This window comes from Rhizobium centroccidentale (genome assembly GCF_030182565.1).
In the GTDB taxonomy this organism is placed as follows: Bacteria; Pseudomonadota; Alphaproteobacteria; order Rhizobiales; family Rhizobiaceae; genus Rhizobium.
This window is the reverse complement of record NZ_JAQJCG010000008.1, coordinates 27544-54123: the sequence shown is the minus strand read 5'-3', so window position 1 is coordinate 54123 and position 26580 is coordinate 27544. Positions and strand designations below refer to the sequence as shown.

Annotated in this window: 20 protein-coding genes; 9 read left to right on the top strand and 11 right to left on the bottom strand. The window is 60.6% G+C overall.

Annotated elements, in window-relative coordinates; translation table 11 throughout:
- Positions 1-164: 164 nt before the first annotated feature.
- Both uvrC and PH562_RS12710 read right to left on the bottom strand, forming a co-directional pair.
- Complete coding sequence (uvrC, locus tag PH562_RS12715; protein ID WP_285173427.1) at positions 165-2204, bottom strand: excinuclease ABC subunit UvrC; 2040 nt, start codon at positions 2202-2204, stop codon at positions 165-167.
- Complete coding sequence (locus PH562_RS12710) at positions 2201-2968, bottom strand: SDR family oxidoreductase (protein ID WP_285173425.1); 768 nt, start codon at positions 2966-2968, stop codon at positions 2201-2203. Before PH562_RS12710 ends, uvrC begins: the two co-directional genes overlap by 4 nt.
- Before the next feature lie 364 nt (positions 2969-3332).
- On the opposite strand from PH562_RS12710, the gene PH562_RS12705 reads away from it, so the two are divergent.
- The gene (locus tag PH562_RS12705) at positions 3333-3965 is read left to right on the top strand and encodes an outer membrane protein (protein WP_113229576.1); all 633 of its coding nucleotides are present in this window, start codon (positions 3333-3335) and stop codon (positions 3963-3965) included.
- A 104-nt stretch (positions 3966-4069) separates the two neighbouring features.
- Here PH562_RS12705 and PH562_RS12700 read toward each other — a convergent pair whose 3' ends face one another.
- Both PH562_RS12700 and PH562_RS12695 read right to left on the bottom strand, forming a co-directional pair.
- Positions 4070-4663, bottom strand: coding sequence for a glutathione S-transferase (locus PH562_RS12700; RefSeq protein ID WP_285173423.1), 594 nt, complete (start codon positions 4661-4663; stop codon positions 4070-4072).
- A gap of 33 nt (positions 4664-4696) precedes the next feature.
- Positions 4697-5548 carry a 23S rRNA (adenine(2030)-N(6))-methyltransferase RlmJ gene (locus tag PH562_RS12695; protein WP_285173420.1) on the bottom strand — a complete coding sequence of 284 codons (852 nt, stop codon included), beginning with the start codon at positions 5546-5548 and terminating at the stop codon, positions 4697-4699.
- Positions 5549-5629: 81 nt separating this feature from the next.
- Here PH562_RS12695 and PH562_RS12690 point away from each other — a divergent pair, with 81 nt between their 5' ends.
- From PH562_RS12690 to PH562_RS12680, 3 genes are all read left to right on the top strand, one after another.
- Positions 5630-7753, top strand: coding sequence for a molybdopterin-containing oxidoreductase family protein (locus tag PH562_RS12690; protein ID WP_285173418.1), 2124 nt, complete (start codon positions 5630-5632; stop codon positions 7751-7753).
- Positions 7750-8343 carry an NUDIX domain-containing protein gene (locus PH562_RS12685; protein WP_285173415.1) on the top strand — a complete coding sequence of 198 codons (594 nt, stop codon included), beginning with the start codon at positions 7750-7752 and terminating at the stop codon, positions 8341-8343. The genes PH562_RS12690 and PH562_RS12685 overlap by 4 nt, the downstream gene beginning before the upstream one ends.
- 147 nt (positions 8344-8490) lie before the next feature.
- Positions 8491-9660: an alpha-D-ribose 1-methylphosphonate 5-triphosphate diphosphatase gene (locus PH562_RS12680; RefSeq protein ID WP_285173414.1), complete on the top strand. Its 1170-nt coding sequence runs from the start codon at positions 8491-8493 to the stop codon at positions 9658-9660.
- A 270-nt stretch (positions 9661-9930) separates the two neighbouring features.
- Here PH562_RS12680 and purN read toward each other — a convergent pair whose 3' ends face one another.
- Both purN and purM read right to left on the bottom strand, forming a co-directional pair.
- Positions 9931-10602 carry a phosphoribosylglycinamide formyltransferase gene (gene purN, locus PH562_RS12675; protein WP_285173413.1) on the bottom strand — a complete coding sequence of 224 codons (672 nt, stop codon included), beginning with the start codon at positions 10600-10602 and terminating at the stop codon, positions 9931-9933.
- Positions 10599-11672 (bottom strand): phosphoribosylformylglycinamidine cyclo-ligase, encoded by a 1074-nt coding sequence (gene purM / locus PH562_RS12670; RefSeq protein ID WP_285173411.1) that lies wholly within the window; start codon positions 11670-11672, stop codon positions 10599-10601. Before purM ends, purN begins: the two co-directional genes overlap by 4 nt.
- 222 nt (positions 11673-11894) lie before the next feature.
- On the opposite strand from purM, the gene PH562_RS12665 reads away from it, so the two are divergent.
- From PH562_RS12665 to ppx, 4 genes are all read left to right on the top strand, one after another.
- Positions 11895-13025, top strand: coding sequence for an AI-2E family transporter (locus PH562_RS12665; protein WP_113229583.1), 1131 nt, complete (start codon positions 11895-11897; stop codon positions 13023-13025).
- 2 nt (positions 13026-13027) lie between these two features.
- On the top strand, positions 13028-13741 hold the full coding sequence (hdaA, locus tag PH562_RS12660) for a DnaA regulatory inactivator HdaA (RefSeq protein ID WP_285173408.1): 714 nt from the start codon (positions 13028-13030) through the stop codon (positions 13739-13741).
- Between the two features lie 75 nt (positions 13742-13816).
- Complete coding sequence (locus tag PH562_RS12655; RefSeq protein ID WP_113229585.1) at positions 13817-16018, top strand: RNA degradosome polyphosphate kinase; 2202 nt, start codon at positions 13817-13819, stop codon at positions 16016-16018.
- Between the two features lie 11 nt (positions 16019-16029).
- A complete protein-coding gene (gene ppx / locus PH562_RS12650; protein WP_113229586.1) occupies positions 16030-17550 on the top strand; it encodes an exopolyphosphatase in 1521 nt (506 codons plus the stop codon).
- Positions 17551-17695: 145 nt separating this feature from the next.
- On the opposite strand, the gene PH562_RS12645 is transcribed toward ppx, so the two are convergent.
- The 4 genes from PH562_RS12645 to PH562_RS12630 form a co-directional block, all read right to left on the bottom strand.
- Positions 17696-19054 (bottom strand): esterase-like activity of phytase family protein, encoded by a 1359-nt coding sequence (locus PH562_RS12645; RefSeq protein ID WP_285173641.1) that lies wholly within the window; start codon positions 19052-19054, stop codon positions 17696-17698.
- A gap of 163 nt (positions 19055-19217) precedes the next feature.
- Positions 19218-20270 carry an adenylate/guanylate cyclase domain-containing protein gene (locus PH562_RS12640; protein WP_113229587.1) on the bottom strand — a complete coding sequence of 351 codons (1053 nt, stop codon included), beginning with the start codon at positions 20268-20270 and terminating at the stop codon, positions 19218-19220.
- Positions 20271-20461: 191 nt separating this feature from the next.
- Complete coding sequence (gene rnd, locus PH562_RS12635; RefSeq protein ID WP_285173405.1) at positions 20462-21607, bottom strand: ribonuclease D; 1146 nt, start codon at positions 21605-21607, stop codon at positions 20462-20464.
- Positions 21608-21777: 170 nt separating this feature from the next.
- Positions 21778-23169 (bottom strand): multicopper oxidase family protein, encoded by a 1392-nt coding sequence (locus tag PH562_RS12630; RefSeq protein WP_285173403.1) that lies wholly within the window; start codon positions 23167-23169, stop codon positions 21778-21780.
- A 266-nt stretch (positions 23170-23435) separates the two neighbouring features.
- Between PH562_RS12630 and aspS the strand changes: the two genes are divergently transcribed.
- Positions 23436-25331: an aspartate--tRNA ligase gene (gene aspS / locus PH562_RS12625; RefSeq protein WP_285173401.1), complete on the top strand. Its 1896-nt coding sequence runs from the start codon at positions 23436-23438 to the stop codon at positions 25329-25331.
- A 77-nt stretch (positions 25332-25408) separates the two neighbouring features.
- Here aspS and PH562_RS12620 read toward each other — a convergent pair whose 3' ends face one another.
- A complete protein-coding gene (locus PH562_RS12620) occupies positions 25409-26578 on the bottom strand; it encodes a serine hydrolase domain-containing protein (RefSeq protein WP_285173399.1) in 1170 nt (389 codons plus the stop codon).
- Between the last annotated feature and the right edge of the window lie 2 nt (positions 26579-26580).

Genomic DNA, 26580 nt, shown 5'->3' with positions numbered 1-26580 from the left:
GCACTGTTGATCCCATCCCGCTGAAGTCGTTTGATGGAGTGTGATCCCAAAAACCGCTCCGCACTTTTTGGTGGTCACACCCTAGATGATGGTTTGGTCAGTTTATCGTCAATATTGTTTCTGTTTTTTCACCGCTATTGCGTGGAATTTGCGACGAGCCTTCCCTATTTCGCGGCGTCCTCGTGGAAATGGTTATAGACCTGACGCGCCACCGCTTCGGAAATGCCCTCGACTGCCATCAGATCGGAAAGGGCGGCACGCGACACGGCCTTCGCGGTGCCGAAATGCTGGAGAAGCGCGCGCTTGCGCGAAGGGCCGATGCCGCCGATCTCGTCCAGCGGATTCCTAACCATTTCCTTCTTGCGCCGGGCGCGGTGAGAACCGATGGCGAAGCGGTGGGCTTCATCGCGTAGGCGCTGGATGAAATAGAGCACGGGATCGCGCGGCGGCAGCGAGAAGCTTTCGCGCGATGGCGCAAAGAAACGCTCGCGCCCGGCCTCGCGGTCGACACCCTTGGCGACGCCGATGGCGATGACGCTGTCGGTGATTCCGAGCTCCTCGAGAATGGCGCGCACGGCCGTCATCTGCCCCTCGCCACCGTCGATGAGGATGACGTCGGGCCAGGCAGGGAACGCGCGATCGGCGGCCTCGACGCTGGTGTCGGTCTCACCGTTGCGGTCGGGCTTGCCTTCCTCCTTCAGTAGACGAGAGAAGCGGCGGGTCATGACTTCGCGCATCATGCCGAAGTCGTCGCCTGGCGTGATGTCGGTCGATTTGATGTTGAACTTGCGGTACTGGCCTTTGACGAAGCCTTCCGGCCCGGCCACCACCATGCCGCCGACCGCATTCGTGCCCATGATATGGGAGTTGTCGTAGATCTCGATGCGCTGCGGCACGTAGGGAAGTTTGAAGGTTTCCTTGAAGCCCTCGAGCAGCCGCGATTGCGAGGCGGTTTCCGCCAGCTTGCGGCCATGCGCCTCGCGGGCGTTGGCGATGACATGGTCGACCAGATCGCGCTTTTCGCCGCGCTGCGGCACGAGGATCGTAACCTTTTGACCGGCCTTCTCGCCGAGGGCCGCCGCCAGCAGCTCGATTTCCTCAACCGTCTCCGACAGCAGGATCTGCCGCGGCACGGGCTTGTCGTCATAAAACTGCGCCAGGAAGGCGTTCAGCACTTCGGCGCCGGAGAGCGATGGATCGGCCTTCGGGAAATAGGCGCGGTTGCCCCAGTTCTGGCCGGTTCGGAAGAAGAAGACCTGGATGCAGGAAATGCCGCCCTCGTGGTGGATGGCGAAGACATCAGCTTCCTCGACGCCGGCCGGGTTGATGCCCTGATGGCTCTGCACATGCGAGAGCGCAGCCAAACGGTCGCGGAAAATGGCGGCGCGCTCGAAATCCAGATCCTCGGCGGCGGCGTTCATCGCCTCGGCCATATGCGCCTTGACGTTCTGGCTCTTGCCGGAAAGGAAGTCCTTCGCCTCCTGCACCAGCTCTCCATAGCCTGCGTCGCTGATTTCGTGCGTGCAGGGGCCGGAACAGCGCTTGATCTGATAGAGCAGACAGGGCCGCGTGCGCGTCTCGAAGACGCTGTCGGTGCAGGTGCGGATCAGGAAGGCACGTTGCAGCGAATTGATGGTGCGTCCAACGGCGCCCGCCGAAGCGAAGGGGCCAAAATATTCGCCCTTGCGGGCGCGGGCGCCGCGATGCTTGAAGATCGCCGGCGCGCGATGATCGCCTGTGATCAGAATATAGGGAAAGGATTTGTCGTCCCGCAGCAGCACGTTAAAGCGCGGGCGCAAGCGCTTGATGAGATTCGCTTCCAGCAGAAGCGCTTCCGTTTCCGTGCGCGTGGTGACGAATTCCATATTGGCGGTTTCGCGCACCATGCGAGCGATGCGGTTTGAATGCACCTTGCCAAGCGCATAGTTGGAAACGCGCTTCTTCAGATTTCGCGCCTTGCCGACGTAAAGCACGTCGCCGGCCTCGTTGAACATGCGATAGACGCCAGGATTGTTGGGCAGCCGCTTGACGAATTCGGCGATCAGTTCGGCGCCGCGGAGTCCGGTCTCGTTCCTGCCGCCTTCGTTCCAATCGACGGGCGCAACAGGGGAGGCGGCGGCATCGCCTTCCACCTCGATGTCGTCTTCGATATCCTCTGATTCGTCGTAGAGAACGCCGCCATCGGGCAGCTTTCTTCCATTCATTCTGCACTCTCCGACACATCTGGCGTTTCCCAGGCAAGGTGCTGGCCGCCATCGAGCGCTATCATTTGGCCCGTGATCGAGGGCGTGTCAAAAAGAAAGCGGATGGTCCGACCGAATTCTTCGAGCCCCGGTGCCGCCTTTAATATGAGGCCGTCGATCTGCGCTTGAAAGTCCTCTTCCGTCTGCCGCACGCTGCGCACTGTCGGGCCCGGGCCGATTGCATTGACGCGGATACGCGGCGCAAAGCTCTGGGCCATCGTCTGAGTCGCCGTCCAGAGGGCGGCCTTCGACAGTGTATAGGAATAGAAGCGCGGATTGAGCGCCCAGACCCGTTGATCGACCATGTTGACGATCAGGCCCGGATGCGGTTCGGTAAGCTGCCGGACGAAATCGGCAGCCAGAATCGAAGGCGCCCGCACATGGATTGCGAAATGCGCCTCGAAGGCTTCTGCGTCAAAATGATCGGCGAAATCACCGAGGAAGGCAGAGGCATTATTGACCAAAAGATCGAGTGGGCCGAGGGCGTCCGCCGCCCTTTCGACAAGGGTTGAAGTCTCGCCCAAATCCTGCAGATCCGCCTTGATCGCAATAGCTCTCCGGCCCATTTGCCGCAGTTTCGCCGCAATTTTCTCAGCCTCGGTGAGGGACTGATTGGCATGCAACGCCACGGCGAAGCCATTAGCCGACAAATCCTCGGCAATTGCCAGGCCTATTCTTTTGGAGGCGCCGGTTATCAACGCCGTGCGTAGTTTTTCCTGGCTCAAGAGATCGCCTTTTGCTCATTGTTACCCAATCGATGCTCATATAGGGCTTCGATACACCATATGAAAAGATGCATGAGCGAATGGAGCGCCTTGGGGTTTCTTATGTAAAACTTGCGATATATTTAGTTTAAAATAGGTATACACGGTTTAATTAATGATTAGGGTTAACAATTCCTCTGTTGCGATGAAGCAACATCGAAATTCAGCCACGTCTGTGCCACAATGATATCATATTTTGGCTCTTCCATTTCCTCATTTGCATTCCAATTTCAACCTCGATCCGGGAGGGATATGTTTTAATTGCTCGTGGCGCTTCGAAGTCAAGGACAGTAAGCGGGGCACACGGGACTGAAAGGAGAAAAGTATGCGTACTCTTATCACGACCCTCATGGTCTCCGCTTTCGCTCTCGGCGGCTACACCGCAGCTCAGGCTGCTGACGCTGTTGAGCAGATTCCGCAGCCGCCCGTCGCTCAGGAAGCAGCTCCGGCCGTCAACAACTGGTCCGGCTTCTACATCGGTGGTGCAGGCGACTGGAACAAGGGTCACTTCACCCGCAATGGCAACGGCTATGGCTTCGGCGGCCAGGCCTTCACCGGCTACAACTGGCAGCAGGGCCAGATCGTATACGGCATTGAAGCAGACCTCGGCTACGCAGGCATTGACAGCACCCGCAACGGTCTGACCGCCAAGAACGGCGTCAACGGCTCGGTTCGTGGCCGCCTCGGTTATGACTTCAATCCGTTCATGCTGTACGGCACGGCCGGTCTGGCACTCGGCCAGAACAAGCTCGAAGATGCTACCTCGTCCGACAGCAAGACGGCTGTTGGCTACACGGTCGGTGCAGGCGCTGAAACCTTCATCACCAACAACATCACCGCTCGCCTCGAGTACCGTTACACGGATTACGGCAAGAAGAACTTCGACCTCGACTCCGGTCGCTTCTCTCGCGGCTACGACGAGCAGAGCGTCAAGGTCGGTATCGGCGTCAAGTTCTAATCGCTTGATGGCATAGAATGAAGAAAAAGCCGGGGTGAAAACCTCGGCTTTTTCGTTTGCCCGATATCAGTTGCCGATGTGACGCGAGACGTCGCAGAACCGCTTCAGACTTGCGGCTTCATCGCCGGAAAATCGGGGAAATGCTTCTCGAACTTGCGTGCCCAGTCCGTCAATCCCGCATAGTCCGCTTCCCATTGCCCTTCGAAGCGGAGCTGCAGATAGCCGACGAGAGAGGCAAGCGCGAAATGGCCTGCATGCAGCTTCTTGCCGATCTTCGGCGGTTCGGCGTCGAGATGGGTGAGGGCGCGGCTGACCTTCGTCCACTGCCGGTCGATCCACGGCTGATGCTGCTTTTCCATCTCGCGAAAGCGACGCTCGTAGACGATCGACAGCAGGCACTCGTTGGTGCCGTCGATCAGCGCTTCCAGAACTTCGATCTCCGTCCGCTTGCCCTTCTTCGAAGGATAGAGCCCGCCTTCGCGCCGGTCGAAATAATGCATGATGGCGCGGCTGTCGAAAATCGCCTCGCCATCGCTGGTCAGCAAGGTCGGGATCTTGCCAAGCGGGTTGTTGTCGATCAGCAGCGTTGGACCGGCATTCGTGTCGACATGGATCTCCTCAAGCTTGATGCCGAGATGGCGTGCCGCCATGCGCACCTTGCTTGAGAAGGGGGAGGTGGGCGAGCAAAGAAGTCTCATGAAATCACCTGTGGAATATGGATGTGAAAAGTCTCAATGTTCGCCGCGCAGCCAGAAGGCGCGCTGCGAGGCGAAACGGTCCTGCGCCAGGATATCCTTCAAGGCCGGCAGCAGCGCGTGCAGCTCGTCCTTCAGCGTGAAGGGCGGGTTGACGATGATGAGGCCGGAGCCGGTAAGCCCGGTGAAGCCGCGGTCGCTTTTGACGCTCAGCTCGGCGCAGAGCATCTTTGGAATTTCCAGCGCCTGTAGCGCCTCGTGGAAAGGCTTGATAGGCGCATCCTTCTTGATCGGATACCAGAGGCAATAAGTGCCGCCGGGGAACCGGCGCCAGGCCTTCGCCAGGCCGTCGACCAGCCGTTCATATTCGCCTTCCTCTTCGAAAGGCGGGTCGACAAGCACGATGCCGCGCTTCTCCTTCGGCGGCAGATGCGCGCCGAGCGCCAGCCAGCCGTCCAGCTCGGTAACACGGGCATGATGATCGCCCTCGAAGAGCCGGTGCAGCCGCTGAAAATCGTCTGGATGCAGCTCCATCGCAGAAAGCCGGTCCTGCGGGCGAAACAGCATGCGGGCGAGCTTCGGCGAGCCGGGATAGAGCCTGAGGCCGCCTTCGGGGTTCAATTCCCGGATGGCGGCAAGATAGGGCTCTAGCAGGTCGGCGACCTGCGGCACGAGTTCCGCCTCCAGCACCCTGCCGATACCGTCACGCCACTCGCCGGTCTTCTGCGCTTCCTCGGAGGAAAGATCGTAGAGTCCGATGCCGGCATGGGTGTCGAGAACGCGAAACGCCTTGTCCTTGTTCTGCATGTAGCGGACGAGGCGCGCGAGGATTGCGTGTTTCAAGACATCGGCAAAATTGCCCGCGTGGTAGATGTGCCGATAGTTCATTGTCGGTGAAGTCCGCATGAATTGTTGAGATGGGCCGGATTGTCTCTAGTGGCCGGACATCGCTTGAAATATACAAACATCATGAACATTGCGACCCCTATCCAAGCCAAATCGCGCATCGGCCACACGGCCTGTCCGCATGACTGTCCCTCCACCTGCGCGCTGGAGGTCGATCTGACTGAGGACGGCAAGATCGGCCGGGTTCGCGGTGCCAACGACCATTCCTATACCTCCGGCGTCATCTGCGCCAAGGTCGCCCGCTATGCCGAAAGGCTTTACCATCCCGATCGCTTGATGAAGCCGCTGCGCCGCGCCGGCGCCAAGGGCGAGGGGCGCTGGCAGGAGCTTTCCTGGGACGACGCGCTCGATGAAATCGCCGAAGCCTTCGTCAAGGCCGAAGCCAGGGACGGCAGCGAGGCGATCTGGCCCTATTTCTATGCCGGCACCATGGGCTGGGTGCAGCGCGATTCCATCGAGCGGCTTCGCCATGCCAAGCGCTATTCCGGCTTCTTCTCGTCGATCTGCACCAATCCGGCCTGGACCGGCTTCACGATGGCGACCGGCGTGCTGCGCGGCCCAGATCCGCGCGAGATGGGCCGCACCGACTGCGTCGTCATCTGGGGCACGAATGCCGTGGCGACCCAAGTCAACGTCATGACCCATGCGGTGAAATCCCGCAAGGAGCGCGGCGCCAAGATCGTCGTCGTCGATATCTACGACAATCCGACCATGAAGCAGGCCGACATGGCCTTGATCGTCAAGCCGGGCACGGATGCGGCGCTTGCCTGCGCCGTCATGCACATAGCCTTCCGCGACGGCTATGCCGACCGCGACTACATGGCCAAATATGCCGACGATCCCGCCGGCCTGGAAGAGCATCTGAAGTCGAAGACCCCGGCATGGGCTGCCGCCATCACCGGCCTTTCGGTCGATGAGATCGAAGCCTTCGCCAAGCTCGTGGGAACGACGAAGAAGACTTACTTCCGCCTCGGCTACGGCTTCACCCGCCAGCGCAATGGCGCAATCGCCATGCACGCGGCAGCGTCGATCGCCACAGTTCTCGGTTCCTGGCAATATGAGGGTGGCGGTGCCTTTCATTCGAACAGCGATATCTTTCGCATGGATGCGAGCGAACTGACCGGCCGCGCCATGAAGGATATGGATATCCGCATGATCGATCAGTCGCAGATCGGCCGCGCTTTGACCGGCGATGCCGTGGCGCTGCGTCATCGCGGCCCGGTGACCGCCATGCTGATCCAGAACACCAATCCGGTGAATATCGCGCCGGAGCAGCGGCTGGTGAAGCGCGGCTTTGCCCGCTCCGACCTCTTCGTGGCGGTACACGAGCAGTTCATGACCGATACGGCCGACATGGCCGATATCGTCATCCCGGCCACCATGTTCGTCGAACATGACGACATCTATCGCGCCGGCGGCCAGAACCACATTCTTCTCGGCCCGAAGCTCGTGGAGCCGCCGCCGACGGTACGCAGCAATCTCTTCGTGATCGAGGAGCTTGCCAAGCGCCTCGGCGTTGCGGATCGCCCCGGTTTTGGCTTCTCCGCTCGGGAGATGATCGACCGGGTTCTGTCGAGGAGCGGCCTGCCGGACTACGATTATTTCGTCGAGCACAAATGGTTCGACCGTCAGCCGGATTTCGAGGAGGCCCATTTCATCAAAGGCTTCGCTCATCCCGACGGTAAGTTCCGGTTCCGTCCCGATTGGACGAACCAGCCGGCGCCGAACCGCCCGCCAGCATCCGTCGGTCTGCTCGGCCCTCATATCGAGCTCCCGGAGTTTCCGGATCAGGTCGATGTTATCGAGGTGGCCGACCCCGAGCATCCGTTCCGGCTCGCTACTTCGCCATCGCGCAATTTCCTGAATTCGAGTTTCGCGGAAACGAAGACATCGCGGCAGAAGGAAGGGCGCCCCGAGGTGATGATCAATCCGGCCGATGCCGAGCGGCTTGATATTGCTCATGGCGAACTCGTTCGCATCGGCAATACACGCGGTGATATCCGCCTCCACGCGCGCGTAACGACGGAGGTGAAGCCGGGCGTGCTGATCGCCGAGGGACTGTGGCCGAACAAGGCTCACGTCGATGGTGAGGGCATCAATGTGCTCACCGGCGCTGATCCGGTCGCACCCTATGGCGGCGCGGCTGTCCACGATAACAAGGTATGGCTTCGCAAGGACGTGGCATGAGTAAATTCGAAAACGCGAAAGCCGAAATCGTCAGCGAAAAGACGCTGGCGGATCAATGGACTCGGCTGAGCACATTCGAGGTCGACTACACGGATTCGCGGGGTGAAAAGCATCGCCTGAAGCGCGAGGTCTATCATCGCACGCCGGCCGCCTGCATGCTGCTTTATGATCCCAGCCATGAAACGGTGGTGCTTGTTCGGCAACACCGTCTGCCGTCGCAGCTTGTCGGCCTGCCGGAGAGAATGATCGAGGTGCCCGCCGGCCTGCTCGACGGCGATGATCCGGAAGCGGCGATCCGCCGCGAAGCCATGGAAGAGACAGGTTTTCGCGTACGCGACGTCCGTTTCCTCTTCAAGTCGATGACGTCGCCCGGTTCCTCGACCGAGGTCATCTATTTCTTCGCCGCCGTGATCGATACGTCCGATCGTGTCGCCAATGGCGGCGGGCTTGCGGAGGAGCATGAGGATATCGAGGTGCTGGAAGTTCGCCTGTCCGATGCGATTGTCATGATGGAGAAGGGCGACATCTACGATGCCAAGACGATCATGCTGCTGCAATGGGCAGCTTTGAATGTCGCCAGCTTGAGATAGACCACCGGGTGAGCGGGAGCTTTGTGAAAACTCTGCTCGCCATTCATCACAATGTCATGAATCGAGCTTACCGGGGCGTGCTGGCCGGAAACATTCGAATGTTTCCGAGCCTCCTTCGATCATGGACGCTGTTTCAGGAGAAAGCCGATGTGGCTCAGCAATTTCACGCTCGTTCTTCCCAATGAGGTCGTCGAAAAGGGCGCGGTGCGCATCGAGGACGGGGTGATTGCCGAGATCCGCTCGGAGCCGGTGGAACAGCCGACTTTCGACGGCGGTGGCCGTTTGCTGATGCCGGGCTTCGTCGACCTGCATTGTGACATGGTGGAGCGCGAGATCGCGCCGCGGCCGAATGCGATGATGCCGATCGATTTCGGCATTCACGAGCTGGACAAGAAGCTGGCGGCGGCTGGCGTCACCACGGCCTTTGCGGCGCTCTCTTTTGCGACCGAAAGCGTCTACGGCCACGTTCGCTCGCTCGAAACCACCTCGGCTGTCATTCGCGGCATCGGCAGCCTGCGCGACGAGCTCCTGATCGACCACCGTGTCCATGCACGCTACGAAATCACCAATCTCGGCGCGGCACCGACCCTGGAGCGGCTGCTGGAGGAGGGCTCCGTCGACATGGTTTCCCTGACCGACCATACACCGGGGCAGGGGCAGTATAACGACATCGAAAGCTATATCCGCAGCATGTCGGAGCGCCGCTCCATGTCGCGGGAGGCCGCCGAGGAAGTCGTCGCACAGCGCATCGCGCAGCGCGAGGACCCTAAGATCGAGCGCAAGCTTCGTGACGTGGTTGAACTTGCGTTGAAGCACAAGCTGTCGCTCGCCTCGCATGATGACGACAGCCCCGAGAAGGTGGCAGCGATGCACGATCTCGGCGTGACGATCAGCGAATTTCCGGTGACGGGGCCAGCTGCGGAAGAAGCCTGCCGCCGCGGTCTCTGGACCTTGATGGGTGCGCCGAACGCGCTGCGCGGCCAGTCCATGTCCGGCAATCTCAGCGCCCTGGATGCAGCTCGGTCCGGTCTGCTTGGCATCATCGCCGCCGATTATCACCCCGCAGCCTTCGTGCCGGCCATCTTCAAGATTGCGGATGTTGTTACTGGCGGTCTGCCGGCTGCCGTTGCGACGGCAACCTCCAACGCCGCGCGTTCGGCGGGTCTGATGGATCGAGGTGAGATTGCTGTCGGCCAGCTTGCCGATCTGGTGGCAGTCGAGCCCGGTTCGGTTCACCGCATTCGCGCAACCTTCCGCAGCGGCCGCATCGTCTATAGCGACGGCACGCTGCACCCGCTGATGGCGATTGCGGCTTGAGAAAGATTGTGAGGGTGAGACACTGGCTCCCCCTCATCCGCCCTTCGGGCACCTTCTCCCCGAGGGGAGAAGGAGGGTCGCTATAAACGCCGATCCCGGCAAAAAGCACTTTGCCGGGAAGACTAGACTTCCGCTTCAAAGGAAGTTGCATAACCCCAAACGCGATGGCTTTGCTGAAAGGGGAGCACCTGAAGCGCTTCTCCCTTCTCCCCTTGGGGAGAAGGTGCCCGAAGGGCGGATGAGGGGGCGTTTAGCCACAGAATTCCTTATTTAACCTGCATCCCCAAGCAGTGACAAAATCTGCCGTCCATCGACAGCGGGTGTTTTACCGAGGCTCACGGCCTTGCCGCCTTCCATCCTGACCTTGCCTTCCGCCACCAGCCGCAGCGATTGCGGATAAATCTGATGTTCGACCGTAAGCACGCGGGCGGCAAGGCTGTCGGCGGTATCGTCGGTCAAGACAGGCACGGCAGCCTGGCCGACGACCGGGCCTTCATCCATGCCTTCCGTGACGAAATGCACGGTGCAGCCGGCAATGCGCATGCCGGCATCGATCGCACGCTGATGCGTGTGCAGGCCAGGAAAAAGCGGCAGCAGCGACGGATGAATGTTGATGATCCGGCCCTCGTAAGCCTGGATGAAGCGGCCCGAGAGTAGCCGCATATAGCCGGCGAGGCAGATGATATCGGGCGAGAGGGCTTCCAGTTGTGCAAGGATCGCCTCTTCATGGGCTTCCTTGCTGGCAAATTCCTTCCGCACGAAAGCGAAGGTCGCAATGCCCTCAGCCGCAGCCTTTGCGAGGCCACCCGCATCAGCCTTGTCGGAGATGACGCCGACGATCTCGGCAGGGTAGTCCGTTGCCTTGGTGGCTTTCAGAAGGGCCAGCATGTTGGAGCCGCCGCCCGAGATGAAGACGACGACGCGTTTGCGCGGCGTGGTCATAGAGCGAGCGTGCCCTTATAGACAGTGCCGGGAGCGCCTTCTTCGCGAGCGACCATGCGGCCGAGCGTAACGACTGCTTCGCCTTCAGCCTCAAGCACGGCTTTCACGGCTTCGACATTCTCTTGAGCAACGACGACGATCATGCCGATGCCGCAGTTGAAGGTGCGCAGCATTTCCTTGGCCTCGACGCCGCCTGTCTTGGCAAGCCACGAGAAGACCGGCGGCACCTTGACGGCGGCCAGATCGATTTCGGCGGCGAAATGCTTCGGCAGTACGCGCGGAATATTCTCCGGAAAGCCGCCGCCGGTGATGTGGGCGAGGGCCTTAAGGGCATGGGTTTCGCGGATGGCTTTCAGCAGCGGCTTCACATAGATGCGCGTCGGCGTCAGCAATGCTTCGCCAAGCGCCTTGCCTTCGGCGAAGGGAGCCGGTGCATCCCAGCCGAGCCCGGAAAGCTCGACGATCTTGCGCACCAGCGAAAAGCCGTTGGAATGAACGCCTGACGAGGCGAGCCCGAGAATGATGTCGCCTTCGGCGATATCGCCCGACGGCAGCAGCTGGCCACGCTCGGCCGCACCGACGGCAAAGCCCGCCAGATCGTAATCGCCATGGGAGTACATGCCCGGCATCTCAGCCGTTTCGCCGCCGATCAGCGCACAGCCTGCATCGCGGCAGCCGGCAGCAATGCCGCCGACGATCGCGGCTCCCTGGTCCGGGTCGAGCTTGCCGGTGGCGAAGTAGTCGAGGAAGAACAGCGGCTCGGCACCCTGGACGACCAGATCGTTGACGCACATGGCAACGAGGTCGATGCCGACGGTGTCATGATAGTTGGCGTCGATCGCGATCTTGAGCTTGGTGCCGACGCCGTCATTGGCGGCAACCAGCACCGGATCGGTGAAGCCGGCAGCCTTGAGGTCGAACAGGCCGCCGAAGCCGCCGATCTCGCCATCCGCACCCGGCCGGCGCGTCGAACGGACGGCAGGCTTGATCTTTTCGACCAGCAGGTTGCCGGCATCGATATCGACACCCGCGTCGCTATAGGTCAGACCGTTTTTTCCAGACTGGCTCATGCTTCCGCCTCCGATGGCCGCCCGTCCATTATGACAGGGCTTTGATCGGGTCGCCATTGCATGATAGGGGCCTTTATGCAAGGCGCAAGCGCCGCAAACCCTTCGATTTTCCCCGCTTCCCATTGCCCGAGGCGGATTTCCAGTCTCAGGCTTGACCATAATTGCGGCATCATCCTATGTCCTAAGCACACGGCAAGCGAGCGCGAAGTAACGGGGAAGACGATGGAGCAAAAGGTCAGCGGGGCGAGCCTCAAGCGTCAAGTCACCTTCTGGGTGATCGTGCTCGTCACTTTCATCGCCTTTATCTATATCTTCAGTACAATCCTGCTGCCGTTCATCGCCGGCATGGCGGTCGCCTATTTCCTCGATCCGGTCGCCGACCGGCTGGAGCGGATCGGCCTCAGCCGCCTGATGGCGACGGTGGTGATCCTCGTCTCTTTCGTGCTGATCTTCGCGCTGGCACTGACGATCTTCATTCCGATCATCGTTAATCAGTTCAACGATTTCATCCAGCACATTCCGACCTATGTGCAGCAGATTCAGCAGCTGATCGCCAAGGCGCAGACGATGGTGCTGCCGGATTGGATCCGCAATCAGCTCGGCGCGATCAAGGACAATTTCTCCAGCATCATGTCCGAGGGTCTGAGTTTTGTCGGCGGCCTGTTCGCGCAGCTCTGGAGCTCCGGCAAGGCGCTGGTCAACATTCTCTCGCTGATGGTCGTCACACCCGTCGTCGCCTTCTATATGCTGCTCGACTGGGATCGGATGGTCGCCAAGGTGGACGACTGGATCCCGCGCGATCATGTCGCCACCGTTCGCCAGATCGCCCGCGAGATTGACCAGGCGATCGCCGGCTTTATCCGGGGACAGGGTTCGCTATGCATTATCCTCGGCGTCTATTACGGTGTCGGTCTCTCGCTGGTCGGCCTGAACTTCGGCCTGCTGATCGGCCTTTTCGCCGGCATGATCAGCTTCATTCCCTATGTCGGCTCGATGGTCGGTCTCGTTCTGGCCGTCGGCGTCGCGCTCGTTCAGTTCTGGCCGGACTATCTCTGGGTCGGCCTGACGCTCGTCGTCTTCTTCACTGGTCAGTTCCTGGAAGGCAATGTGCTGCAGCCGAAGCTCGTCGGCGAAAGCGTCGGCCTGCATCCGGTCTGGCTGATGTTCGCCCTTTTTGCCTTCGGCGCGCTTTTCGGCTTCGTCGGACTGCTGATAGCCGTTCCTGCCGCTGCCGCCTGCGGCGTTCTTGTCCGCTTCGCCCTTTCGCGCTACCTTCAGAGTGATCTCTATTACGGACGCTCGGAAGCGGGCAAGGCGCGCAGAGCCAAGGCCGGCAAGACCGAGAATAGCTAGACATGACCGACGCAAAGAACGCTGATCTAAGGCGCAAGGCCGCCGAGCAGCTGCCCTTGGCCTTTACGCATGACCCCGCAAACGGACGCGACGATCTGCTCGTCGCCGATCCCTTGAGCGCGGCGGTGAGGATCGTCGACGCGTGGCCGCACTGGCCGTCGCCGGTCGTCATCCTGGCGGGGCCCGTCGGTTCGGGCAAATCGCATCTCGCCAGCATCTGGACCGAGCGGTGCGGCGCCGTCCACATTCATCCTGTCGCCGGCTCCGATGCCGCGGTCGCAGCGGCGAATGGCCCCGTCATCTTCGAAGACGTGGATCGCCTCGGCTTTGACGATACCGAACTCTTTCATGTCATCAACAGCGTTCGCGAAAACGGCACCAGTCTCTTAATGACGAGCAGGCTCTGGCCGATGTCATGGCCGGTGACGCTGCCCGACCTGCGCTCCCGCCTGAAGGCTGCGACGGTGGTCGAGATCGGCGAACCGGACGAGGAGTTGCTGTCGCAGGTGATCGTCAAGCTCTTCGCCGACCGCCAGCTTTATATCGATGACAAACTCGTCCTTTATATCGTCAATCGCATGGAGCGTTCCCTGAACGCGGCGCAGCTGATCGTCGACAGGCTGGACCGGCTGGCTTTGGCTCGAGGAACAAGGATAACGCGCCTGTTGGCCGCCGAGGTCTTGAACGAGCTGGGTGGTTCCGGCCAGACGGATTGAGCTGGCTGCGACTGTCACAGTTCCGTCGTCAAACTGATATAGGTGGCACAAGATTGGAAAGAGGGTAGGTGGAACATGGACTCGGCACTCACGGAACATCAGGACGCCAACCAGGAAAATCCAGAGGCCGCACCTCCGGTCAGCGAATTGATGACCAGCCCCGAGCGCTTCATCAACCGCGAATTCTCCTGGCTGCAGTTCAACCGCCGCGTCCTTGAAGAGACGTTGAACACCGCTCATCCGCTGCTGGAACGCGTCCGCTTCCTCTCGATTTCCGCCGCCAACCTCGATGAGTTCTTCATGGTGCGCGTCGCCGGCCTGGAAGGCCAGGTCCGCCAGAAGATCCTCGTGCGCACGCCAGACGGCAAGACGCCGGCCGAGCAGCTCGACGATATCCTCCGCGAGATTGACAATCTGCAGATGGAGCAGCAAGCCTCCCTTGCCGTCCTGCAGCAATATCTCGCCAAGGAAGATATTCTGATCGTCCGCCCGGCTGCCCTTTCCGACGCCGACCGTCAGTGGCTTCATACCGAGTTCGAGCAGGCGATCTTCCCGGTCCTGACGCCGCTTTCCATCGACCCGGCCCATCCGTTCCCGTTCATTCCGAACCTCGGTTTCTCGATCGCGCTGCAGCTGAAGAGCATGAACGGTCGCGAGCCGATGACGGCGCTGCTGCGACTGCCGCCGGCGCTGGACCGTTTCGTCCGCCTACCGGATGCCAGCAACGTCATCCGCTACATCACGCTCGAGGATGTGGTGAACATCTTCATCCACCGGCTCTATCCCGGCTACGAGGTGCAGGGCTCTGGTACCTTCCGCATCATTCGCGACAGCGATATCGAAGTCGAGGAAGAGGCCGAAGATCTGGTGCGCTTCTTCGAAACGGCGCTGAAGCGTCGCCGCCGCGGGTCCGTGATCCGCATCGAAACCGATTCCGAAATGCCGCTGGAGCTTCGCCAGTTCGTGGTGGAGTCGCTGAACGTCCCGGGAAACCGCATCGCGGTTCTGCCGGGCCTGCTCGCGCTCAACACGCTGTCGGAAATCTGCAAGGCGCCGCGCGACGATTTGCGCTTCGAGCCCTACAATGCGCGATTTCCTGAGCGCGTCCGCGAACATGCCGGCGATTGCTTCGCCGCGATCCGCGAAAAGGACATGGTCGTCCACCATCCCTATGAATCCTTCGACGTGGTGGTCCAGTTCCTTCTCCAGGCTGCTCGGGATCCTGACGTTCTGGCGATAAAGCAGACGCTTTACCGCACGTCGAACGATAGCCCGATCGTCCGCGCGCTGATCGATGCAGCCGATCTCGGCAAATCGGTTACGGCGCTGGTGGAGCTGAAGGCTCGATTCGACGAAGAAGCCAACATCCGCTGGGCGCGCGATCTGGAGCGCGCCGGCGTGCAGGTCGTCTTCGGCTTCATCGAGCTCAAGACCCATTCGAAGATGTCCATGGTTGTGCGTCGCGAAGACGGCAAGCTTCGCACCTATTGCCATCTCGGTACCGGCAACTACCATCCGGTCACCGCCAAGATTTACACGGACCTTTCCTACTTCACCTGCGATCCGACGATCGCCCATGACATGGCGAACATCTTTAACTTCATTACCGGTTACGGTGAGCCGGAACAGGGCATGAAGATCGCGGTTTCGCCCTATACGCTGCGTCCTCGCATCCTTCAGCATATCGAAGGCGAGATCGAACATGCCAAGAACGGCCGTCCGGGCGCGATCTGGATGAAGATGAATTCGCTCGTCGATCCCGATATCATCGACGCGCTGTATCGTGCCAGCAATGCCGGCGTCGATATCGAGCTTGTCGTGCGCGGCATTTGCTGCCTGCGTCCCCAGATCCCCGGGCTTTCGGAAAGGATCCGCGTCAAGTCCATCGTCGGTCGCTTCCTCGAGCACAGCCGCATTTTCTGCTTCGGCGACGGTCACGGCCTGCCGTCGGACAAGGCGCTGGTCTATATCGGCTCTGCCGATATGATGCCGCGCAATCTCGATCGCCGCGTCGAAACGCTCGTGCCGCTCACCAACAAGACCGTGCATGAACAGGTGCTTTCACAGATCATGCTGGGCAATATCATTGACAATCAGCAAAGCTACGAGATATTGCCGGACGGGACTTCACGGCGCATGGAAGTGCGTCAGGGAAAAGAGCCATTCAATGCACAGCAGTATTTCATGACCAATCCCAGCCTGTCCGGCCGTGGTGAAGCCTTGAAATCCAGCGCACCGAAACTCATCGCTGGGCTGCTGTCGGGCCGCAACAAATAAATTGGACCTGCATGGTTGAATCAGAAGCCCAGGGGCGTCTTCCGGGCATCGCCCCTGTCTCCGTTGTCGATATCGGGTCGAATTCGGTCCGTCTCGTCGTCTATGAAGGCCATTCGCGGTCGCCGACCATCCTCTTCAACGAAAAAGTGCTATGCGGCCTGGGCAAGGGCATAGCACTGACGGGAAAGATGGACGAAGAAAGCGTGGCGCGGGCGCTTGCCGCGCTGCATCGCTTCAAGGCACTCTCCGATCAGGCGCGTGCCGCCACCATCTACGTTTTGGCAACGGCCGCGGCGCGTGAAGCCAGCAACGGTCCGCAGTTCATCCATCAGGCAGAAGCCATCCTCCAGCGCAAGGTGCGGGTACTTTCGGGCGAAGAAGAGGCGCGCTTTTCCGCGCTCGGCATCATCAGCGGTTTTTTCCACCCCGATGGCATCGCCGGCGACCTCGGCGGCGGCTCGCTGGAGCTGATCGACATCAAGGATCGGGAGATCGGCAAAGGCATAACGCTGCCGCTCGGCGGCCTGCGCCTGTCGGAATATGCCGGCGGCTCGATCGAGAAGGCGCGCAGCTTCGCGCGCAAGCACGTCAAGACGGCCAAGCTATTGAGCAAGGGCGAGGGCCGCACCTTCTATGCGGTCGGCGGCACATGGCGAAGCGTGGCCAAGCTGCACATGGAAATCCGCAAATATCCGCTGCACATGATGCAGGGCTATGAAGTACCGCTCGACGAAATGATCCGCTTTCTGGATCAGATCGTCGAATCGAAGGATTCGAAGGACCCGGCGCTGCAGGCGGTTTCCAAGCATCGTCGTTCGCTGCTGCCCTTCGGCGCGGTCGCGATGCGCGAAGTGCTGACCGCGATGAAGCCCTCTGTGATCTCCTTCTCCGCCCAGGGCGTGCGTGAAGGTTATCTCTATTCCCTGTTGACCGAGGCGGAGCGCAACAGCGATCCGCTGCTCACCGCCGCCGGTGAGCTTGCCATCCTGCGCGCGCGTTCGCCGGAACATGCCCGCGAGCTGGCGGAGTGGACGGGGCGGATGTTGCCGTTTTTCGGCATCACTGAGACCGACGAGGAAAGCCGCTATCGCCAGGCAGCCTGCCTTCTTGCCGATATCAGCTGGCGTGCCCATCCGGATTATCGCGGCCTGCAGGCGCTGAACATCATCGCCCACACGTCCTTCGTCGGTATCACTCATGCCGGCCGCGCCTTCATCGCGCTTGCCAATTACTATCGTTTCGAGGGCTTGAACGACGATGGAGCGACCGAGCCGCTGGCGACGATCGCAACGCCGCTCTACATCGAACGCGCCAAGCTGCTCGGCGGCCTGTTGCGCGTCGTCTACCTGTTTTCGGCCTCGATGCCCGGTATCGTGCGCAATCTGTCGTTCCGCCGCTCGACAAACCCGGATCTGGACCTCGAATTCGTCGTCCCGGCCGAATATCACGATTTTGCCGGCGAGCGGCTGGACGGACGCCTGCAGCAACTCGGCAAGCTGACGAACCGCCGACTGGCCTTCTGCTTCGAATGACAGACAACCTTCTCCCCGAGGGGAGAAGGTCGCGCACAGCGCGGGTTGAGGGGCTTTCGCCTAAGGCTCGAAAACTGCCTGTCAGAAAGCGTCCCCCTCATCCGCCCTTCGGGCACCTTCTCCCCGAGGGGAGAGGTGGTTTTTCCTACTTCGCGCTCAGGAAATCGCCGACTTCGAGCAGGCTGAATTCGTTGTCGTCAGCCTTGTCGACGGCGCGGCCTGCCGAGAAGGGCAGGTTGTTGTCGTTGCCGATGATGATGTGTGTGGCATCGACGCGGTCGACATTCTCGATGGTGACGAAGGGCATGTCGTAGAAGCCTTCGCCGCCGCCCTGGCGACGCTTGTGGTCCGGATCTTCGATGCGCAGCAGGTCGATATAGCCGATCTTGCGGACGGCCTTGCCGACATTGGCGTCGCTCAACTCGATCTTGTAGACGCGCTTCAGCTCGGCCGGAGCCTCGAAGCAATCCGGCTTCGGCTGCTTGGGATCGGCGCAGGCTTTGTCCTTCGTGCCGGCGCCGTTGTCGCGTTCGATGACCAGGGCCGTGGTTGCGTCGAGCATGTTGAAATCGCCGATCGAGACGCCCTTGTCGGCGAAGGGATAGAGCCAGCTGCGGCCGGTCCAGCTCTTCGAGGCGATGTCGAATTCGATGACCCGGATGGCCGTCTTGCCGTCGACGCTCTCCATCTGGCCGTCATCCTTGTAGATCGGGCCTTCCAGCAGGCCGTAGAGCTTCGAGCCGTCCTTCGACATGGCGAGGCCTTCGAAGCCGCCGGAGCGCTTCAGGTTGAAGACGGGCATCTTCTGTGTGGGGTTGCCGGGCAGCTGGATCAGCGGGTTGTCGGGCGACAGGACCGGCTTGCCCTCGAGCGTCGTTGCGAAGACGTCGGTCAGTTGGCCGTTCGTGTCGAATTTCAGCAGGTAAGGACCGAACTCGTCGCCGATCCAGAAGCCATCGGCAACAGGCTGGATCGATTCGATGTCGAAATCGGCGCCCGTCAGGTAACGCTTGTAGGCGCCTTCCATGACGATCGGGAAGGGGGCTTTCTTGTTCGGGTCGGACAGGAACAGGTTCTTGACGACCTCGACCTTGCCATTGTCCCAGTCGAATTTCAGCTGATGCAGGAAAAGCATCGCGTCGGAGGAGTTCTGTTTGGAGCCGAAGCCGTTGTCGGAGAGCGTCCAGAAGGTGCCATCGGGCATGGTCTTGATGCCAGAGAAGCCCTGGATCGGCTGGCCGGCGAAGGGCAGCTTCAGGTCGGTGACGCGGGCGCCGTCCTTGCCCGGCACGGTGCCGAGTGCGTCGGTGCGCTTGCGATCCGGCGTGGTGAACTTGCCTGACGTTTTCAGGAAGTCGGGCGCATCGGCGGGGGCGGCAGTGATGGTGTTGGCCGGCAGGATCGCCTGGCCGACGAGCTTTGCCTTGAATTGCTGCTCGTCTGCTTGCGCCGATGCGGCAAGCAGAATGAAGAGTGCCGTCGAGGCGGAAAGGATTCGGGTCATCATGTCACCTTGTGGTGGAGAGTGGTAAAAACAACTCCGCTTAACAGGCGACCCATGTCTGCGAATTAACGCTTAGGTGAAGATTTGGTGACTGTGGACAACCCATGGGCTGTGAAGCTCAGGCGTGCATCAGTGCTGAATTGCAGCCAACAATTCGTCTTGTTTAAGATCTGCCGCGAACGGTCTTCAACGCCTGCCGGTCCTGCGTGTGAAGGGCGATGACGCCAAGGTGCTGATCACGGCCGCGAACGGCATGTTCGCCGAGTTCTTCCTTGATGATCCCGTCGGGTAGCTCCATCCGTCTGGCAAGGTCGCTGGAAATCAGCACCTGTCGCTCCAGCGTTTTGCAGAGTGACTCCAGCCTTGCGGTCGTATTCACCGTGTCACCGAAATAGGCGATCTTGTGGTGGTCGACGCCGATTTCGGCCGTCACGACATTGCCGCCATGCAGAGCGGCTCTAAGACGCGGCACCCTCCCGTAGGATTTCAGCCAGGTCTCGGCGTTCTTTTCGATATCGTCGAGGATATTGAAGACGCAGCGCACGCAATTGGCATTCTTGACGCCCCGCTGGAGCGGCCAGGTGATGATGGCAGCATCGCCGATATAGTCGTCGATCGCGCCCTTGTGCCGCCGCACCGGCTCTGCCATGGCGCCGAACACCGCACCGAGGAATTCTTGCGTTTTCAAGTCGCCATATTCCTCAGCAAAGGCAGTGGAGCCGACGAGATCGACGAAAAGAAAGACGCGCTCCTCCTGCACCGGATTGCGGTAACGGCCGGTCAACAGGCTGGAGAAGACGTCGCGGCCGAGCAATTCCCGCACGCGCCCGATGAAAATGACGATGGCAGTCACCACCACGGCATAGATATAGACGTCTATCTTCAGCACCGTCAGGTCTTCCCATGATGCTTTGACGAGGCCTAGCAATTTCATGGAGCTGCCTGCGGTGGCATAGCCGACGCTCATCAGCAGGAAATCGACGACGAGAGCCGAAAGGATGAAGGCCGGCGTTGGCAGCCTATGCATCCAGTCACTCAGCCGCGGCAGGATCATGCGGCGCTCGAAGGCAAGCAGCGGCATGCCGCAGAACAGGGCGAAGATTCCGCCGATATATATCGGAGATTCCGGAAAGAATAGTTTGCCGTAAATGACGCCCGTCGAAGCGACGAACAGCGATATCAGGATCCAGTTGCGTATCGAATGGAAAATGCCCATTCACTTTTCCGCCGAGAAGCGACGTCTGTCATCGACGCGGGATTGCGCCGGCAAACTGGAACGTCATCGAATAGAACGATTACATCAGACGTTCATTCCACGAAATTTGCGGCGCAATCGTGATTGCAGCCGCGATATCGCTCGGCGAATCATACGCAATTACAAGGGATCCGGGAAGGAGAATGTCGCGGCTAGAGAGCGACGGTCTCGATCCGCTTGCCGACGAAGCGCAGGGCCACCTGGCCCTGGATCAGCTGCAGGGCCGTCTCGCCGAAGAGATCGCGCCGCCAGCCGGTCAAGGCCGCCACATCGGCCTTCTCTCCTTCCGCGGCGATCTTGTCGAGATCGTCGCTGTTGGCGATCACCTTCGGAGCAACGCCATGTTTTTCCGCAATAAGCTTCAAAAGGACCTTCAACAGTTCGGAAGCCGCTGCCGTGCCCTCGGGAGCCTGCTGATGGCGCGGCGGATGCGGCATTTCTGCCTTCGGCAGAGCCAGCGCCGCGTTGATCGCCTCAAGCACCGCCGTACCGGCGGCCGAGCGCTCCCAGCCCTTGGGGATGGTGCGCAGCCGCGCAAGCGCCTCGGTGTCCTTCGGTTGCTGCTGGGCGATTTCGTAGATCGCGTCATCCTTCAGTACGCGGGCGCGTGGGACGTTGCGGGCACGTGCCTCGCGCTCGCGCCAGGCTGCAACGTATTTCAACACCGCCAGCTCTTGCGGTTTGCGCAGCCGCATCTTCAGCCGCTGCCAGGCATCGTCCGGATGCAGGTCGTAGGTCTCGCGCGCCTCCAGGATCGCCATCTCCTCCTGCAGCCAGGAGGCGCGCCCTTCACGCTGCAATTGCTCCTTGAGCGAGAGATAAACGTCGCGCAGATGCGTCACGTCGGCAAGCGCATAGTCGAGTTGCTTTTCCGAGAGCGGCCGCCGGCTCCAGTCGGTGAAGCGCGACGACTTGTCGATATGGACGTTCTTGATGCGGCTGACGAGTTGGTCGTAGGAGACCGAATCGCCGAAGCCGCAGACCATCGCCGCAACTTGCGTATCGAAGATCGGATGCGGAATGAGATTGCCGCGATGGAAGATGATTTCGATGTCCTGGCGGGCAGCATGAAACACCTTCAGCACCGATGGGTTCGCCATCAGTTCGAAGAAGGGTGCCAGATCCAGCCCCTTGGCCAGCGGGTCCACCAGCACTTCGGTGGTGGGGCTTGCCATCTGTATCAAACACAGCTCCGGCCAGAAGGTCGTTTCTCGCAGGAATTCCGTATCGATGGTAATGAATTCCGACTTGGCCAGCTCTTGGCAGGCCGCCTCCAATTGGGCGGTAGTTTCGATCATATCAACACATTCAATGGTAAAATACTTCCTTAACTTCCTTCTCCTTTCAGCCCGATATGTCAATACTTTCGCGGACAAAGCCTTTGTCGCATTTCGCTTTTCACTGAAATTGCCGGAAACAGGGACGGCTTTGACCAAGGCAACCAGAAATCGAAGCGGCTCGCGACTGGCTAGGCCACCCGTACGTAACCTGTCATGCCCGTCTTCTGGTGTTCGATGATATGGCAATGCAGCAGCCAATCGCCGGGATTGTCGGCGACGAAGGCAAGCTGCACTTTCTCATCCGGCTGGATCAGATAGGTATCGGAGACGAAGGGCTGCACCTGCCGCGTCGAAGAGGAGATGACGGTAAAGCTCATTCCGTGCAGGTGGATGGGATGGCTATGCGGCGTCACGTTTTCCATGTCGATGACATAGCTCTTGCCGAGCTTTAATTCGGCCAGCGGCGCGGTCGGATCGGGCGTATCGCCCGGCCACGGCACCTTATTGATCGCCCAGAAACTGTAGCCGAGAGAGCCGCAAATACTGTTATCGGCGGTATTCTCCGCCGTCGAGCTCAGGATCAGCGGAATATGGGTGGCAGAACCGAGATCTGCCTTCCGCACGGGATTGTCTTCGAGCGGCGCCAGATCGCGCACGTCGCGCTTCAATGATGCGCCCACGGCGCGCAGCGTCGCCAGTACCTTCGGATTGGTGCCCTTGATGTCCTCGAGCTTGACGATCGCGCCTTCGCTGTCGGGTATGCGCACGGCAAGCTCCAGCCGCTGTCCCGGTCCGAGCTGCAGGAGATCAAGCGGAAAACGCCGCGGTACGGGATTGCCGTCGATCGCGATCACGGTCGCCTCGGCGCCGTCCATGCGGAAGGAATAGATGCGCGTAACGTCGGTAATGGCAATGCGCAGCCGCACCAGACCGCCGGAAGGTGCGTCATATTGCGGCTCCTGCTGCCAGTTGGCGGTCCGCACCGTGCCATAGGTGCCGGACTTGGCTGCATCGCGCGGCTTGAATTGCGCGATGAACTGGCCGTCGCTGCCAAGCCGCCAGTCGCGCAGATTGAGCACGACTTCCCAATCGAAGGCGGGATCCTTGGGATTTTCGACCACGATGACGCCGGTCATGCCGTGGCCCATCTGTTCCAAGGTGTTGCAATGCGGATGATACCAGAAGGTGCCGGCGTCCGGCGGCGTGAAGGTATAATCGAAATGATCGCCGGTGTAGACATACGGCTGGGTGAGGAACGGCACGCCGTCCATAGCGTTCGGAAGCCGGATGCCATGCCAATGAACGGTCGTCGGATCGTCTATGCCGTTGATGAGCCGGGCCGCGAAGGCTTCGCCCTTCCTCATGCGCACCACCGGCGGCATGCCGGCGTTGCCATAGGTGAGCACGTTCCGGGTCGTGCCGCCGTCGGTGAGATTGACCTCGAGCTTGGCCGTCTTCAGCGTGAGTGGCTCGGCTGCCGCTGCCTTGCCCGCAAACTTCCCCGCGATTCCGAGGCCGACGCCATAGGCGCCGGCAACGGCTGAAGCTTTGAGCAGATTGCGGCGGGTAAGGATCGGCATGTTATGCTCCGGGGGCGACGATATATGGATGCCTGTTTAAAGTTGACTGAAGCGTTCAGCAATAGCATCGAAGTAGCCAAACCGCCGCAGTGGCTACTTGCGGATGCTGTGTTGGATAGCGACTGAAAACAGCTTTAAGCTGACTTCCGGTGTTCGAGCCTTGACAAATCGGGCGTGCCATGCGCTTTTCCGCCCGATTTTCTCGTCGGCAGGCGAGGGGCTTGCATGTCCTTTCGCCGCGGCCCGCCAAGTCCAGGATATATACTATGCATCGCTATCGCAGCCACACATGCGCCGCCCTGCGCAAGTCCGACGTCGGTTCGACCGTCCGCATCTCCGGCTGGGTTCATCGCGTCCGAGATCATGGCGGCGTGCTGTTCATCGACCTGCGCGATCACTACGGCATCACCCAGGTCGTTGCCGACCCTGATTCTCCGGCCTTCAAGCTCGCCGAAACCGTTCGCGGCGAGTGGGTGATCCGCATCGACGGCCTCGTGAAGGCCCGTACGGAAGACACCGTCAACAAGAACATGCCGACCGGCGAGATCGAGCTTTACGCGCAGGAGATCGAAGTGCTCTCCGCTGCCAAGGAGCTGCCGCTTCCTGTTTTCGGCGAACCGGACTATCCGGAAGACGTTCGCCTGAAGTATCGCTTCCTCGATCTTCGCCGCGAAACGCTGCACAAGAACATCGTCAAGCGTACGCAGGTCATTTCCTCGATGCGCCGCCACATGGGCGAAGTCGGTTTCACCGAATACACGACCCCGATCCTGACGGCATCGTCGCCGGAAGGCGCGCGCGACTTCCTCGTGCCGAGCCGTATCCACCCCGGCACCTTCTACGCGCTGCCGCAGGCGCCGCAGCAGTACAAGCAGCTGCTGATGGTCGCCGGCTTCGACCGCTATTTCCAGATCGCGCCGTGCTTCCGCGATGAAGACCCGCGCGCCGATCGTCTGCCGGGCGAATTCTACCAGCTCGACCTCGAAATGAGCTTTGTGACGCAGGAAGACGTCTGGAACACGATGGGGCCGCTGATGACCCAGGTGTTCGAGGAGTTTGCCGAAGGCAAGCCGGTCACCAAGGAGTGGCCGCGCATCCCTTACGATGTTGCCATCCGCAAATACGGCTCCGACAAGCCGGACCTGCGTAACCCGATCGTCATGGAAGCCGTCACCGAGCATTTTGCCGGCTCGGGCTTCAAGGTCTTCGCCAACATGATCGCCTCCAACCCGAAGGTCGAAGTCTGGGCCATCCCGGCCAAGACCGGCGGTTCGCGCGCATTCTGCGACCGCATGAACGCCTGGGCGCAGAGCCAGGGCCAGCCGGGCCTCGGCTACATCTTCTGGCGCAAGGAAGGGGTTCCTGATCCATTTGTTTTCGATGCGGTTGCACATCCGCAGCATAAAAACGAAAGCAAAGAGGATTATTTTGAGCGTGTCGCAAAGGAATTGGGTGTCTGGTCGGAAAAGGCTGTTGGCGCAGGCCCGCTTGCCAAGAACATCGGCGAAGAGCGCACGGATGCGATCCGCACCCAGCTCGGCCTCGATGACGGCGACGCCTGCTTCTTCGTCGCCGGCGATCCCTCCAAGTTCTACAAGTTTGCCGGTGAAGCCCGCACCCGGGCCGGCGAAGAGCTGAATCTTGTCGATCGCGACCGTTTCGAGCTGTGCTGGATCGTCGACTTCCCGTTCTTCGAATGGAGCGAGGAAGAAAAGAAGGTCGATTTCGCCCACAACCCGTTCTCTATGCCGCAGGGCGGCCTCGAGGCGCTGCAGAACCAGGATCCCCTCACGATCAAGGCGTTCCAGTACGACGCCGTCTGCAACGGCTTCGAAATCGCCTCGGGTTCGATCCGTAACCAGTCGCCGGAAACCATGGTCGCCGCCTTCGAAAAGGTCGGCCTCAGCCAGACCGACGTCGAAGAGCGCTTCGGCGGTCTCTACCGCGCCTTCCAGTACGGTGCACCACCGCACGGTGGTGCCGCCTTTGGCATCGACCGTATCGTCATGCTTTTGGTCGGCGCTAAGAACCTGCGCGAGATCTCGCTGTTCCCGATGAACCAGCAGGCGCAGGATCTGCTGATGGGCGCTCCTTCGGCTGCCACGCCGACGCAGCTGCGCGAACTGGCGATCCGCCCGGTACCGCCGGTCAAGAAGGACTAAGTCCTTCAGGGCTTACCAAAATGCAAAAAACCGGCGACCGAAATCGCCGGTTTTTTTGCTTAATAGGCCGATGTCAGTCAGATCGCAGCGTAGATCGCCTTCGCCAGATCTATGGTGAACTGGCCCCACATACCCTCAAGGGTCGTATTGGTCAGGGCGACCACCGTCAGGCCCTTTTCGGCGTCGACGAACCAGCTGTGCCCATAGACGCCTCCCCATTTGATCGCGCCAGCCGAGAAGGGAACCTGCGCGACCAGGGGATCGAGGACAACGGACCAGCCGTAGCCGAACCCGAAACCGGCCTGCTGCGCCTGCATATGCCCGCCCGCCTGATCGGCCATCATGGTTTTCACTGTATCGGCCGATAGCAGCGGTGCACCGCCCTTCCTGATCGTGTCCAGAATGGCAAGGATGTCGCTTGCCGTTCCGGCCATGCCGGCGCCGCCGGAGTGATAGGACGCGGGATCGAATATCCTGTCGGGTGCAAAGCGGATCACGCCGTCGAAGATTGGAACGAGCGCCTCGTCGCCCATTCGCTGCGGCCCTGGAGTACCATTCACATAGGCAGCTGCCAGGCGGCTGCGGTCGCGCACGTAGAAGCCCGTGTCGGAAAGGCCGAGCGGCTTCGTGACAAGATCGGCAACCGCATCGCCGAGCGGGCCGCCGGTTTCCTTCTCGATGATGCCGCCAAGGACATCCATCGCCAGGGAATACTGCCAGTTTTCGCCGGGCGCGAAGAGAAGGGGCGCGCTGGCGAGGCGCGGGAGGTTGTCAGCCAATGATCGGCCTGGAGTGTCCAGCCCGTCGGATACGCCAGCCTTGTGATAGGGGCCGTCTTGCGCCTCGGCGAATGTGTAGCCCAGCCCGGAGGTGTGGGTGAGAAGATGCCGGATGCGGATAACGGCTTCACCACCATCCGGCAGACGCGGCCGGAAATCCGGCAGCCACTTGGTGATCGGATCGTCGAGCCCGATACGGCCTTGTTCGACGAGCCGCATGGCGGCAATGGTGACGATCGGCTTGGTGACGGAGGCAAGGCGGAAGATGGCATCTTCCCGCATTGCGACTTTGTTTTCCCGATCCGCCAGACCGGCGGCGCGGGCGTAGACCAATTCTCCATCCTGAGCGATCAGAACGACACTCCCGACCAGCCTCTTTTCGGCTAGGGCGGAATCGATTGCAGCATCGACGCCTTCAGCAAGGCTGCCGTCGCTGATGCGTGCGAAATTTTCCAGGGGAAGACTCATGG